The sequence below is a fragment of the Methylocystis sp. genome (genome assembly GCF_051062815.1).
In the GTDB taxonomy this organism is placed as follows: Bacteria; Pseudomonadota; Alphaproteobacteria; order Rhizobiales; family Beijerinckiaceae; genus Methylocystis.
Window position 1 is genome coordinate 79068 of the sequence record NZ_JBPFDU010000078.1, and the last position, 12142, is coordinate 91209.

Genomic DNA, 12142 nt, shown 5'->3' on the forward strand with positions numbered 1-12142 from the left:
TTCCCGACGCGCGTTTGGCGCGCGATCGGGAATCCAGATTCATAACAAATGTCGTAGATGTTGCTCTGGATCCCCGATCGCGCTTGCGCGCGTCGGGGAGGACCCGTTAGGACGGAAATGCCTGTCCACGACGTCCCAGCCCGTCAGTTCTGCAGCACATAGGTTCCCGGCGCGTCGCAGAGCGCTTCGGCCATCAGAGGCGGCGCGACCGGCGGGCCGGAACGGGCGGCGAGCCAGGCGCTCCATTCCGGCCACCAGGATCCTTCCCTGACAGCCGCGATCTTCACCCATTCTGCGGGGTCGGCGTAATGCTCGCCGTCCACACGGCTCGTGAAGCGGTACTCGCCGCGCTTCTTCTCGGGCGCCGAGACGATGCCGGCGTTATGTCCGCCGCTGGTCAACAGGAAGGTGATTTGCGCGTCGGCGAGCAGGTGGATCTTATAAACCGAGCGCCAGGGCGCGACATGATCGCGCTCCGTGCCGACGGCGAAAATCGGGGCGCGAATATCGTTGAGCGCGACGGCGCCGCCGTTGACGCGCAGCCGGCCCTCGGCGAGATCATTGTTGAGAAAAAGCCGCCGCAGATATTCCGAATGCATCTTGTAGGGCATGCGCGTCGCGTCGGCGTTCCAGGCCATCATGTCGGTCATCGGCTCGCGCTCGCCCATGAGATAGGATTTGAGCGCATAGGACCAGACAAGATCATTGGAGCGCAGGAGTTGGAACGCGCCGGCCATCTCTTTGGAATCGAGAAAGCCGTGCTCCCACATCAGATCTTCGAGAAAGTTGAGTTGGCTTTCATTGACGAAGAGCGTCAGTTCTCCGGCTTCGGTGAAATCGGTTTGCGCCGCGAGCAAGGTCACGCTCTTGAGGCGTTCGTCATTGTCGCGCGCCATTGCGGCGGCGGCGATCGCGAGCAGCGTTCCGCCCAGGCAATAGCCGGCCGCATGGATCTTTCGGTCCGGCATGAGTCGCGAGATCACGTCGAGCGCGGCCATCACGCCGAGCCTGCGATAGGCGTCCATGTCGAGATCACGATCTTCGGCGTTCGGGTTACGCCAGGAGATCATGAAGACAGTGAAGCCTTGCTCGGTCAAAAACCGCACCAGCGAATTATGCGGCGATAGATCGAGAATGTAATATTTCATGATCCAGGCGGGCGTGATGAGCACGGGCTCCGGCCGCACCGTTTCTGTCGACGGCGCATATTGGATGAGCTCGATCAGCCGGTTGCGGTAGATCACCTTGCCCGGCGTGATCGCGACGTTCTGACCCGGAACGAAGGCGTCGGCGCCGACAGGCCGCTTGCCGCCGGCGCGCCGCTCCATGTCTTCGAGAAAATTCTGCAGGCCATAGACGAGATTGACGCCGCCGGTCTCCAGCGTGCGTTGCAGCGCCTCGGGATTGGTCAGCAGAAAATTCGACGGCGAGAACATGTCGAGCAATTGCCGCGAGGCGAATTCGACGACGTTTTCATGCTGCTTGGTGACGCCGCCGATTCCCGTCGTGGCGTTGTGCCACCACTGCTGATTGAGCAGAAAACCCTGGTAGAGCAGCGCATAGGGCCAAGTCCGCCACGCTTCGCCGGCAAATCTTTTATCCTGCGGCAGCGGCTCGATGCAGGGCGCGGCGTTCGGCTGCAGCGCGCAGCGCCAAGCGTAATTGGCGAACCGCCAGCTTTTGCGCATCGCCTTTTCGGCAAGCTGCATCTGCTTTCCTGGCGCTGACGCAAGATGCGCCGCCCAGTCCCAATAGGCGCCGGCCATGGCGGCGGGCGAGAGGCCGCCGGTCAGATGGGCGACGCTTGCGTGAAGCGAGCGGTCGATGACATTGCTCAGCGCCGCGTAGCCGTAAGGGTCTCTGTCGGCGGCGCGCTCCGCCGCCAGAAAGGCGCTTGGCCACGCTTCGACGAAGGCTTTCGACGCGAGGCGCGGAAAGTCATGGGCAGGGGAGGGGTGGCGATGGCTAGAAGATGTCTGCTCTGCGCGCGCAGGGTTCGGCTGCGCGGCATTGGGGTGCTTTGTCATCAACGTCCTTTAAGCGCGAGGCGCTCGACTGGATTCTGATTCTATTTCGGGGAATGCTGCGCCGCAACATTGCGTTTCCCGGACTTGGCCGGGAGGCGAGCGCTACCATGTCCTTGTGAAGGAATGTCGACCGCTTAGGAGAGCCCTAATGAGAGCCATCGCCGCCGTCTTCTTGACTCTCGTCTCGAGCGTCGCGCTCGCCGCTCTCAAGCCTGGCGACGCCGCGCCCGACTTCAGTTTGGAGGCGGCGCAGGGCGGCAAGGAGTTTTCCTTCTCGCTGCGGCAGGCGCTCGAGAAGGGCCCGGTCGTGCTGTATTTCTATCCGAAGTCGTTCACGAGCGTCTGCACGCTCGAGGCGCATGAATTCGCCGAAGCCATGGAGCAGTTCGCCGCCATGGGCGCGAGCGTCATCGGCGTGTCGAGCGACAAGATCGCCACGCAGCGCGAATTCTCGACGAAAGAGTGCCGGGACAAATTTCCGGTCGGCGCCGATCCGGGCTTCAAGGTGATCAACGCCTATGACGCCGCCTTCAAGGTTCCGGTCGCGGGAGCGATGTTCGCGAACCGCATCTCCTATGTCATCGCGCCGGACGGGAAGATTCTCACGGCGGTAGAGGATGCCGGCGCAACGAAGCATATTGAGAATGCGCTCGCCGTCGTGCGGCAGTGGCGCGACGCGCAGCGGAAGTAAGCTGCGAGCAAGGGGGCGATCGTCCGTATTGCATAGGCCAGCCAACCGACGCGCAAAAGCGCCATCGCGCATCCTGCGGCGGCCCGTCGTTCACCCCCTCTTCGGGCGAATGCGGATGATCACGTCGCAGCCGACGATTTCCATCCCTTCCGGCGGCGCCGGCAACCGCGTGAATTCGACAGAGCCATCGGCGGCGTCGAACATGCGGCCCGTCGCTTCATCCATGAAATGGTGGTGCGGCGAGGTGCGGGTGTGGAAGTAGGTGCGGGGTCCCTGTACGGCGATCTCGCGCAACAGCCCTGCTCCAGCGAACTGGTTGAGCGTGTTGTAGACCGTGGAGAGAGACATCGTCAGACCGGCTTCGCGCGCTTCAGCGTGCAAAGCCTCGGCGCTCACATGTCGATCGCCATTGCCGAACAGCAGCCGGCTCAGAGCGAGCCGCTGAACGGTGGGGCGCAGACCTGCGCCGCGCAGCCGCGCTTTGATATCCGAGATCTTCGTTGCGCTCTCGGGGGATTGATCGCGCAGCTTGATCGAACGGTCGAAACTCGTAGTCGAAGGTTGATGAGTCATTCTTCGCGACAGGCGAGCATCACTCGCTCCCTATTCATACATTAAGCTTTTTTCAGTAGAGGGCAGCGCCTGCCCCCTGTCAAACGAAATGGCGGAAGGTGTAATATTTCCAAAGAAGCAGCAAAGGACTGGCTAATGATGCGGCGCCTTGAGCCAATACTCTGTGCAGGGATTGATCGACGTCAGATGCTCAGCGCGTCGGTTCGTGCGGTCGCCGCTCTCTGGCTTGCCGGAGGCCGCGCCAAGGCCGACACGTTCGAGGCGTTTTTGCAGGGCCTGTGGCCGTCAGCGCAGGCCGCCGGCGTCTCGCGCGAAACCTTCGACTCGGCGATCGCCGGACTTGCGCCGGACCCATCGGTCTCGGCGAAGCCGCGCGCGCAGTCCGAGTTCACCATCTCGATTCCCGCCTATCTCGCGGGCGCCGTGACGAATGGTCGCGTGGCGCGCGGCCGTGCGGTCGCCGCCGAACTCGCGGGGCCGCTCGGTCGGGCCCAGTCCCGTCATGGCGTCCCAAGCGAGATCGTCGTCGCCATTCTGGGCGTCGAGAGCAATTTCGGAACGGCGGCCGGCGGCTCTGACGCGCTGCGCGTCCTGGCGTCGCTGGCGTGGAAGGGGCATCGCGCCGAAACCTTCATCGAGGAATTTGTCGCCGCGCTCGTGATGCTGGAGAGGGGCTATGCGACGCGGGCGCAATTGCGCGGCTCCTGGGCCGGCGCCATGGGCCAACCGCAATTCATGCCTTCCGCCTATCTCAAATATGCCGAAAGCGACGCGGGCGGCGGCGCGCCGGACATCTGGCGCTCGCGCGGCGACGCCGTGGCCTCCATCGCCAATTTCCTGGCGAAATCCGGATGGGTCGCCGGATTGCCCGCCGTCGTCGAAGTGCGACTGCCCGAGGGGTTCGACTATGGCGCCTTCGATCTCGACTTCGCCCGCTGGCGGCAGCTCGGCGTAACCCGCGCCGACGGCGGCGCGCTCCCCGGCGGCGGCGCTGCAAGTCTTTATCTGCCGGCCGGCGCGAGCGGCCCGGCCTTTCTGATCACCGACAATTTCGAAGTCATCCGCCAATACAATACGTCCGACGCCTATGCGATGTCGGTCGCGCTGCTCGCCGAGCGCATCGCCGGGCGCAATATCCCGATCGCGCCCTGGCCGAAGGTCGCGCCGCTGTCGACCGCCGACGTCAAGGCGATGCAGCAGCTGTTGACGGAGCGTGGATTCTATCGTGGCACGTTCGACGGCAAGCTCGGCCGCGCGAGCCGCAACGCCATCCATGCCTTTCAATTGAGCCAGGGCATACAGCCCGCCGACGGCTTTGCGACGAAAGACGTTCTGGCGCGGCTGCGCGGCCGCTAGAGCGCGCTGCGAAAAAGTGGAATCCGGTTTTTCGCGTAGAGCGCGCTCTAAGCTATTGGAATCGATCACGCTGCATTTTGGCGATTCCGCCAAAATGCAGCGTGATCTAGAGTCGCTGCGGTTCAGACGTCGAGATCGCGGTAGACGGAGACTTCCCTTTCGCGCGCGATCCGCGCCGCATCGCCGGCGCGAAAGCCGCGCCAGACGTCGAAGGCCATGACCAGCGTCGTGAACAGTCCGGAAATTTTCCCGACGATGAAGCTGAAGGGAAAAATGAGACGGTCCGGCGGAAGAATGAATTGCGCCCCGAGAAAGATGAGCGCCGCGTTGATGAAATAGGCCGGCCGGAACAGCGATTTTTCTTCCCAGGCGCTTTGCGCATAGCTGCGTGAATTCTTCTTCACCGTGCGGTTATAGGCGGGATTGGGAAACATGCCCCAGAAGCGCCGTTTGGGCGGAAGCGCATTCGGCCCCGCGAGCAGCGCGCGATAGCTTTGACGCACCGAGGAATGCGCCAGCAGCGCGAGAACGATGTTGGCGATCACGAACGCGAATTTGAGCTGGAGGAACGAGAACGACAGTTGCGCGGCGAGGTCGACGAAAAATAGATGGGTGAACGCGTTCAGAACGAAGGCGGAGCGATGAAAGCTCGCGCGGTTGATGTCTTGAATCTTCTCGTCGATGAAAGTGGCGCCCGCCTTGGTCTCGGCGAGTTCCTTCAGAGTCAGCCGATCATAGTCGTCGGTCTTGAACCGCTTCGCGATCTCGCCAATCGTTTCGAGCGGCGGCCCGCGCTTGATCTTGAAGGTCGCTTTGTTGAGGAAAGTTGAGACACGCGCGAAAATATCTCGCGCCATGGCGTAACGCGACGTGACTGAACTGAGAAAATCGGGCTCTCCCGCCATTGCGCGCACCTAAGCTGATTCTTTCGCCCCCATATTGTTATAGAGGCAACTGGCGCCGGCGCCGACCCTGACCGCAGGTTGATCCCGTCCGGCCTCTTGCCATATCTAGGCTTGCCCCGCTCCTCGCGTCTTCGCTTGTCGGAGCCGCCCATTTTGGTCCCCGCCATGTTCAGCGCCCGTTCTTTTGCCCATTCGATCGCCGAAGCTCCCGCCGCGAAGACCGCGGAACGCCTGCCGGAATGGAATCTCGCCGATCTTTATCCGGGGGTCGATTCTCCCCAGGTCGCGTCCGATCTCGCCAAGGCCGCGCAGGAGGTTGCGCAATTCGGCAAGGATTATCGCGGCCAGCTCGAGTCGCTGGCGAAAGCCCCGGACGCCAGCGTCAAGCTTGGCGAGGCGCTGGCGCGCTACGAGGCGCTGCAGGACTTGCTCGGGCGACTAATGTCTTTCGCCGGCCTGCTCTATAGCGGCGACACCACCGATCCGGCGCGCGCGAAATTCTATGGCGACGTGCAGGAGAAGGTCACCAACGCTTCGGCGCAGCTGCTGTTTTTTCAGCTTGAGCTCAATCGGTTGGACGACGCCACGCTGATGGCCGCGGCCAGCAAGGAGCCGCTTTCGCGCTGGAAGCCGTGGCTCGAAGACATCCGCAAGGAGAAGCCCTACGAACTCGAGGACAAGCTGGAAGAGCTGTTCCACGAGAAATATATCTCCGGCGCGGCCGCCTGGAATCGTCTTTTCGACGAGACCATCGCCGGATTGCGCTTCAAGGTCGCTGGCGAGGAGCTCGCGATCGAGCCCGTGCTCAATCTGATGCAGGATCCGCGCGAAGAGACGCGCCGGGAAGCGGCGCAGGCGATCGGCGTGACGCTCAAGAACAATCTGCGCACCTTTTCGCTCATCACCAATACGTTGGCGAAGGATAAGGAAATCTCCGATCGCTGGCGCGGCTTCCAGGACGTCGCCGATTCGCGCCATCTCTCCAATCGCGTCGAACGCGAGGTCGTCGAGGCGCTCGCGCAAGCGGTGGAGGCCGCGCATCCGCGCCTGTCGCATCGCTATTACAAGCTCAAGGCGAAATGGTTCGGCAAGGACGCGCTCGACTATTGGGATCGCAGCGCGCCGCTGCCGTCGACGCCGGCCAAGCGCTATTCCTGGCCCGAAGCGCGCGAAATCGTGCTCAACGCTTACGACGGATTTGCGCCGCGCATGGCGGAGATCGCCGGGCGCTTCTTTGAGAAGAACTGGATCGACGCGCCGGTGCGGCCGGGTAAGGCGCCGGGGGCCTTTTCACATCCGACCGTGCCTTCCGCGCATCCCTATGTGCTGCTGAATTTCCAAGGAAAGACGCGCGACGTGATGACGCTCGCGCATGAACTCGGCCATGGCGTGCATCAGGTGCTTGCGGCCCGGCAGGGCGCCTTGATGGCGCCGACCCCGCTGACGCTCGCGGAGACGGCGTCCGTCTTCGGCGAAATGCTCACCTTCCGCGCGCTCATCGCGCAAGCGTCGGATAAGGCGCAAAAGCGGGCGCTGCTCGCCTCCAAGGTGGAGGACATGCTCAACACCGTGGTGCGGCAGATGGCGTTCTACGCCTTCGAGCGAAAGGTGCATAACGCGCGACGGGAAGGCGAACTGACCGCAGACCAGATCTGCGACTTATGGATGAGCGTGCAGGCCGAAAGCTTTGGCCCTTCGATCCGCCTGGGCCCCGGCTATGAAACTTTCTGGGCCTATATCCCGCATTTCATCCATTCGCCCTTCTACGTCTACGCCTATGCGTTCGGCGATTGCCTGGTGAATTCGCTCTACGGCGTTTATCAAAAAGCGCATGAAGGATTTGCCGAGCGCTATTTCGCTTTGCTCGAAGCGGGCGGCGCCAAGCCTTATGGCGAGCTTCTCAAGCCCTTCGGATTGGACGCGCGGGATCCGGCGTTCTGGAACATCGGCCTTGAAATGATCGAAGGCCTGATCGCGGAACTCGAGGCGATGGAGGACGCCTAATTGGCGCGATGACGACACGCGCGCGCCAAACGAAAAACGCCGGCGTTGAGCCGGCGTTTGTTGTTGGAAGACGCTGTTGTCAGGCGCTTAGTTCTGGCCGCCTCTGATCACGATTTTTTCGCCGTCGCAGACGGCTTCGCCCATGTACACGTTATGGGCGCCCTCGACGGGCTTGCCGGTCCATACGCAATTCTTCTTGGAATCGGTGCGGTCCACGAGTTTGAGCGTGTAAACGCCGCCGGTGAGTTCGCCTTCAAGCTTGTAGGTCAGCACGGAGCCGTTATCGAGCTGCATTTCGCTCTTGCCCGAAACCTTGTCGCCTTCCGTCGCGACGGTCCAGGTGCCCTGCGCGCGCTTGATGCCCGCCTTATTCGCTTCGGTCACATTCCACTGCGCGGCATAGGCCGATGCGCTAAAGGCGGCGGCGGCAAGGGCCGTCGTCAAAGCAAGCTTGATCATTTGTTGTGCTCCCATAAAGTGTTGTGATGAGCAGCATATCGGCCGCAGTCCAACTGGGGCTCGTGAAATGCGGCTATCAAGCCTTTTTGCGTCCATGCGCTTTGGCGCGCGAACGACGGCGGAACATCGCGTGATATCACGCGAGATGTCAATTTATTTTCGCCTTAGCTAACGTTAAGCGCTCGATGTAAGGGACGTCAAATGTTCGAAGAAAAAGCCTGGCGTCGCGTGGACGACTACATCGGCGCGGCGCTGATTTCCAAAGAAGAAGCGCAGGAGGAAACGCTTGCGGCAAATGCGCGCGCTGGCCTTCCCGCGATCGACGTTTCGCCGCCGCAAGGCAAATTGCTGCATCTGCTCGCCTGCGCGATCGGCGCAAGACGCGTTCTCGAAGTCGGGACGCTTGGAGGCTACTCGACGACCTGGCTGGCGCGGGCGGTGGGCGAGGGCGGCAAGGTCGTCACCTTCGAAGTCGATGCGCGACACGCCGAGGTCGCTCGCGCCAATATTGCCCGCGAAGGCATGAGCGCGCGCGTCGAACTGCGCGTCGGCCCCGCGCTCGAAATGTTGCCGTTGCTTGAATCAGAGCGGGGGCACGCTTTCGATCTTGCCTTCATCGACGCCGATAAGCCCAACAACGCCGCCTATTTCGATTATGCGCTGAAGCTGTCGCGTCCCGGAGCGCTGATCATCGTCGACAATGTCGTTCGGGAGGGCGCCGTCGCCGACCCATCCGCCACGGACAGTGGCGCGCTGGGAGCGCGCGCGCTGTTTGACGCCGTCGCCGCGCAAGGGCGGGTCGAAGCGACGGCGGTGCAAACCGTCGGCGCCAAGGGTTGGGACGGGTTTTTGATCGCGCGCGTCAAATAGGACGCCTCAGCGCCCGTCAAACGCTGTCGAACGCCCGTTTGCTCCGCCGCTTGCGGGGCAAAGGCGCGCCGTCGGCCCCGAACAGGGCGGCTTCCACCTGGTTGCCGCTGTCGTCATAGCGCCAGGAGATGCGCGCCGCGCCCAGATCCTTGCGGATCGTGGGCTTGCCCTCGGCGTTAAAATAGGCCTCCTCGACCTGATTGCCCTTGGCGTCATAGAAGCGCGCCACCCTGGCTGCGCCCAGGCTTTTGCGCTTCATGGGCCGCCCGTCGGGGTCGAAATAGGTCTCGACGACCTCCACCCGTCCGCGCGTCGGCGCCGGGGCCGCAATGGCTTCAGGCGCGACGCGGATGTCGCCGTCGCTCGCGGCGGTCAGCTTTCCGCTCTGAGAGCAGCGCCGTTCTCCCGAGGCGGCGCTGCGCGCCCGCTTAACGAGGCGCGGCGCCAAATGAGTTTTCTGTTCCATGATCCCAAATCGCTGCGCGGTCCGATGGCTCGTCGCAACCGCCAGTCTGAGAACTGAGCGGCGCGTGCTTTCTGCGATGCACGCTGACAAACGACGGATACGCTGGTCTGACTCTCCCGGCCGGCGGCATGCCGACATGTCGGGGCGTGACGCCGCAGTGCTGCGGCAAGCGTCAGATCAGGACGGGAGGAGCGCGGGAGCCGAGCGGCGGGGTCGACGCCTCTGGAAGACGAGATGTCTCGTCAAAGGCCAGTCCGATCGTCGAATAGGACGCGGCCGGGGGCGTCTCGCCGATGAACGGCGAGGCGGCGGTCGCGCCTCCGAGCGATGCGCAATGCGCGACGCAACAGACGTCGCCGTGCCGCGCCGGACGTGCGGGCGTCGCGGGATCTCCGGAAAGCGGTCCGGAAGCCTTGCTAAAGCAGATCGTGTTGGCGAAGAGGCCCGAACCGCGTCCGCTGAACGAAACGCCGACAGCGAGGCCTTGCAAAACAAACAGATAGGCGACGAGCAGCGTGACCGCCGTCGAACCGTACTGCGATGTTTTGACTTCGCTGCGCGCGCTCATAGCCCGTCGAAGCTATTCACTGATCTTGTCAAGGTCAATGGCGACGCCGCGCGTCGGCGGCGATTAAAGGTCGCGCCCGAAGTCAGGGGCTCCAGGGCCCCGCGGCGTCTGACGCGCGCTCGAACGCCTTTTGCGCCTCGATGGCGTCGAACAGCGCGCGGAGCGCTTCCCTGACGCCGGCGCCGCTCGCCGACGAAAGGAGCAAGGGCGCCGGATGGCGTTCGCGCGTCTCGGGCCCGGCGGCGGCGATCGCCCGCTTCAGCCGCTCCCGCTGCTTCTTGAGATGATCCGCGTCGACCGCGTCGATCTTTGAAAGCGCAACGATTTCGGGCTTCTCGGCGAGACCGGCGCCATAGGCGGCGAGCTCGCCGCGGATGATCTTGTAATCCTTGCCGGCATGTTCCCCGGTCGCGTCGATCAGATGCAGGAGCGCCCGGCACCGCTCGACATGGCCCAGAAAACGGTCGCCGAGGCCGTGGCCCTCATGCGCGCCTTCGATCAGACCCGGGATGTCCGCCAGAACGAGTTCCCTGTCGTCGCTGCGCACGACGCCAAGTCCGGGGTGCAGCGTCGTAAAGGGATAGTCGGCGATCTTGGGCTTCGCCGCCGTCACCGTCGCCAGGAATGTCGACTTGCCGGCGTTGGGCAGGCCAATCAGCCCGGCGTCGGCGATGAGTTTCAGCCGCAGGATGATGGTGCGCTCCTGGCCCTCGAGGCCCGGATTGGCGCGCCGCGGCGCCCGATTGGTCGAGGTGGTGAAATGCGCGTTGCCGAATCCGCCATTGCCGCCTTTGCAGATGACGACGCGCTGCCCGACCTCGGTCATGTCGGCGATGAGGGTTTCCCCATCCTCCTCGAAGATTTGCGTCCCGACCGGCACTTTCAGCACGGCGTCGGCGCCGCGCCCGCCGGCGCGGTTCTTGCCCATGCCGTGGCCGCCGGTCTTGGCCTTGAAGTGCTGCTGGTAGCGGTAATCGATCAGCGTGTTCAGCCCGGCGACGCATTCGGCGACGACGTCGCCGCCGCGTCCGCCATCGCCGCCGTCCGGCCCGCCGAATTCGATGAACTTCTCGCGCCGAAAGGAGACGGATCCGGCGCCGCCGTCGCCGGAGCGGACAAAAACGCGGGCCTGGTCGAGGAATTTCATCTGCCGCTCACGGTGAAAAGAATCGCGGCCGGCGGGCGCCGAACAGCGTATGCGCTTCGCCGCGCTTTAACTCGAAAAGCTCGACTTCCATGTCGCCGCCGCGCGCGGGCGCCGGCCGCATGCCGCTGCCCGTGCGGTGGAAGCCGAGCTTCTCATGCACATGCAACGACGAGCGATTATCCGGCCGCGCGGCGGAGACGATCCGATCCAGCGACGTGATTCCGAAGGCGAGGTCGATGAGCGCCCTGGCCGCCTCGGTCGTATAGCCTTGTCCCCAATAGGGCTTGCCGAGCCAGAATCCGAACGTCGCCGAGCCGCGACGGTCCGCGCCATGAAGGCTCACAAGCCCGATCGGCTCGTTGGGCCGGTTCTTCGGGGTGATGACGAGATGGAGGCCGCCGCCGGCGCCGTTCTCCTCACGCACCGATGCGATGAACGCGTCGGCGTCGTGCGGCGCGTAAGGATGCGGGATGCTGGCCGTCATCAGCGCGACGTCGGGATCGCCGACGTGCTGGCGAATCTCCTCGGCGTCAGCGGCGCGCGGCCAACGCAGCCACAGTCTTTCAGTCTCCAGCCGAAAAACGTCGTCGCGGGTAATTTCGGGAAACATTGATTGCTCCAAGCGACATCGGAAATATTGGCCCAAGAGCCTGAAAGGAGAGCGCTCCCCACTGGCCCTTCACGGCGCTTCCGGACATCTCGCCTGAAACGTTCCCGCCTGAATTCGCGAGAGAGGTAGTCGAGACGACGTTCCGCCGGAAGGCCGGCGGCGGGTCGTCCCCTACCGCCTTACTCGGCTGCTGCGGCGGGCGCCGGCGCCACCGATACGCTGGCGCGTCCGCCGCTGGACTTGAATTCGACGACCCCTTCGACGAGCGCAAAAAGCGTGTGGTCCTTGCCCATGCCGACATTGCGGCCCGGGCGCCACTTCGTGCCGCGTTGGCGCACGATAATATTGCCGCCGATGACGGATTCCCCGCCGAATTTCTTGACGCCGAGGCGCCGGCCGTCCGAATCGCGGCCGTTGCGCGACGAGCCGCCTGCCTTTTTGTGCGCCATGGTCTTGCTCCGATTTC

13 protein-coding genes are annotated in these 12142 nt (G+C 63.7%); 4 read left to right on the forward strand and 9 right to left on the reverse strand.

Annotated features, from left to right (window positions below):
• Window positions 1-143: 143 nt before the first annotated feature.
• Window positions 144-2027 carry a PHA/PHB synthase family protein gene (locus ACR65W_RS14955; protein WP_434502779.1) on the reverse strand — a complete coding sequence of 628 codons (1884 nt, stop codon included), beginning with the start codon at window positions 2025-2027 and terminating at the stop codon, window positions 144-146.
• 148 nt (window positions 2028-2175) lie between these two features.
• Between ACR65W_RS14955 and ACR65W_RS14960 the strand changes: the two genes are divergently transcribed.
• The gene (locus ACR65W_RS14960) at window positions 2176-2718 is read left to right on the forward strand and encodes a peroxiredoxin (RefSeq protein WP_434500328.1); all 543 of its coding nucleotides are present in this window, start codon (window positions 2176-2178) and stop codon (window positions 2716-2718) included.
• Window positions 2719-2808: 90 nt separating this feature from the next.
• On the opposite strand, the gene irrA is transcribed toward ACR65W_RS14960, so the two are convergent.
• Window positions 2809-3291: an iron response transcriptional regulator IrrA gene (irrA, locus tag ACR65W_RS14965; protein WP_434495543.1), complete on the reverse strand. Its 483-nt coding sequence runs from the start codon at window positions 3289-3291 to the stop codon at window positions 2809-2811.
• A 186-nt stretch (window positions 3292-3477) separates the two neighbouring features.
• On the opposite strand from irrA, the gene ACR65W_RS14970 reads away from it, so the two are divergent.
• Entirely contained in the window at window positions 3478-4647 is a 1170-nt protein-coding gene (locus tag ACR65W_RS14970) for a lytic murein transglycosylase (RefSeq protein WP_434500329.1), read from the forward strand.
• Window positions 4648-4769: 122 nt separating this feature from the next.
• Here the strand turns inward: ACR65W_RS14970 and ACR65W_RS14975 are convergent, their stop codons facing one another.
• Window positions 4770-5552 carry a hypothetical protein gene (locus ACR65W_RS14975; protein ID WP_434500330.1) on the reverse strand — a complete coding sequence of 261 codons (783 nt, stop codon included), beginning with the start codon at window positions 5550-5552 and terminating at the stop codon, window positions 4770-4772.
• Window positions 5553-5717: 165 nt separating this feature from the next.
• Between ACR65W_RS14975 and ACR65W_RS14980 the strand changes: the two genes are divergently transcribed.
• A complete protein-coding gene (locus tag ACR65W_RS14980) occupies window positions 5718-7556 on the forward strand; it encodes a M3 family oligoendopeptidase (RefSeq protein ID WP_434500408.1) in 1839 nt (612 codons plus the stop codon).
• A gap of 87 nt (window positions 7557-7643) precedes the next feature.
• Here ACR65W_RS14980 and ACR65W_RS14985 read toward each other — a convergent pair whose 3' ends face one another.
• Window positions 7644-8015: a hypothetical protein gene (locus ACR65W_RS14985; RefSeq protein WP_123176631.1), complete on the reverse strand. Its 372-nt coding sequence runs from the start codon at window positions 8013-8015 to the stop codon at window positions 7644-7646.
• Between the two features lie 201 nt (window positions 8016-8216).
• On the opposite strand from ACR65W_RS14985, the gene ACR65W_RS14990 reads away from it, so the two are divergent.
• Window positions 8217-8885, forward strand: coding sequence for an O-methyltransferase (locus ACR65W_RS14990; protein ID WP_434500331.1), 669 nt, complete (start codon window positions 8217-8219; stop codon window positions 8883-8885).
• Between the two features lie 16 nt (window positions 8886-8901).
• Here the strand turns inward: ACR65W_RS14990 and ACR65W_RS14995 are convergent, their stop codons facing one another.
• From ACR65W_RS14995 to rpmA, 5 genes are all read right to left on the reverse strand, one after another.
• Entirely contained in the window at window positions 8902-9351 is a 450-nt protein-coding gene (locus ACR65W_RS14995) for a hypothetical protein (protein WP_434500332.1), read from the reverse strand.
• A gap of 172 nt (window positions 9352-9523) precedes the next feature.
• Window positions 9524-9919 carry a DUF2946 family protein gene (locus ACR65W_RS15000; RefSeq protein WP_434500333.1) on the reverse strand — a complete coding sequence of 132 codons (396 nt, stop codon included), beginning with the start codon at window positions 9917-9919 and terminating at the stop codon, window positions 9524-9526.
• 82 nt (window positions 9920-10001) lie between these two features.
• Window positions 10002-11066, reverse strand: a complete 1065-nt coding sequence (gene obgE, locus ACR65W_RS15005; RefSeq protein WP_434500334.1) for a GTPase ObgE — start codon at window positions 11064-11066, stop codon at window positions 10002-10004.
• Window positions 11067-11073: 7 nt separating this feature from the next.
• Window positions 11074-11676: a GNAT family N-acetyltransferase gene (locus tag ACR65W_RS15010; RefSeq protein WP_434500335.1), complete on the reverse strand. Its 603-nt coding sequence runs from the start codon at window positions 11674-11676 to the stop codon at window positions 11074-11076.
• A gap of 179 nt (window positions 11677-11855) precedes the next feature.
• On the reverse strand, window positions 11856-12125 hold the full coding sequence (gene rpmA / locus ACR65W_RS15015) for a 50S ribosomal protein L27 (RefSeq protein ID WP_434500336.1): 270 nt from the start codon (window positions 12123-12125) through the stop codon (window positions 11856-11858).
• Between the last annotated feature and the right edge of the window lie 17 nt (window positions 12126-12142).

Coding starts and splice junctions, on each gene's coding strand:
- ACR65W_RS14955 (WP_434502779.1), bottom strand. CDS start 2,027: ATGACAAAGCACCCCAATGCCGCGCAGCCGAACCCTGCGCGCGCAGAG.
- ACR65W_RS14990 (WP_434500331.1), top strand. CDS start 8,217: ATGTTCGAAGAAAAAGCCTGGCGTCGCGTGGACGACTACATCGGCGCG.
- ACR65W_RS14960 (WP_434500328.1), top strand. CDS start 2,176: ATGAGAGCCATCGCCGCCGTCTTCTTGACTCTCGTCTCGAGCGTCGCG.
- ACR65W_RS14980 (WP_434500408.1), top strand. CDS start 5,718: ATGTTCAGCGCCCGTTCTTTTGCCCATTCGATCGCCGAAGCTCCCGCC.
- ACR65W_RS15000 (WP_434500333.1), bottom strand. CDS start 9,919: ATGAGCGCGCGCAGCGAAGTCAAAACATCGCAGTACGGTTCGACGGCG.
- ACR65W_RS14985 (WP_123176631.1), bottom strand. CDS start 8,015: ATGATCAAGCTTGCTTTGACGACGGCCCTTGCCGCCGCCGCCTTTAGC.
- irrA (WP_434495543.1), bottom strand. CDS start 3,291: ATGACTCATCAACCTTCGACTACGAGTTTCGACCGTTCGATCAAGCTG.
- rpmA (WP_434500336.1), bottom strand. CDS start 12,125: ATGGCGCACAAAAAGGCAGGCGGCTCGTCGCGCAACGGCCGCGATTCG.
- ACR65W_RS15010 (WP_434500335.1), bottom strand. CDS start 11,676: ATGTTTCCCGAAATTACCCGCGACGACGTTTTTCGGCTGGAGACTGAA.
- ACR65W_RS14975 (WP_434500330.1), bottom strand. CDS start 5,552: ATGGCGGGAGAGCCCGATTTTCTCAGTTCAGTCACGTCGCGTTACGCC.
- obgE (WP_434500334.1), bottom strand. CDS start 11,066: ATGAAATTCCTCGACCAGGCCCGCGTTTTTGTCCGCTCCGGCGACGGC.
- ACR65W_RS14995 (WP_434500332.1), bottom strand. CDS start 9,351: ATGGAACAGAAAACTCATTTGGCGCCGCGCCTCGTTAAGCGGGCGCGC.
- ACR65W_RS14970 (WP_434500329.1), top strand. CDS start 3,478: ATGCTCAGCGCGTCGGTTCGTGCGGTCGCCGCTCTCTGGCTTGCCGGA.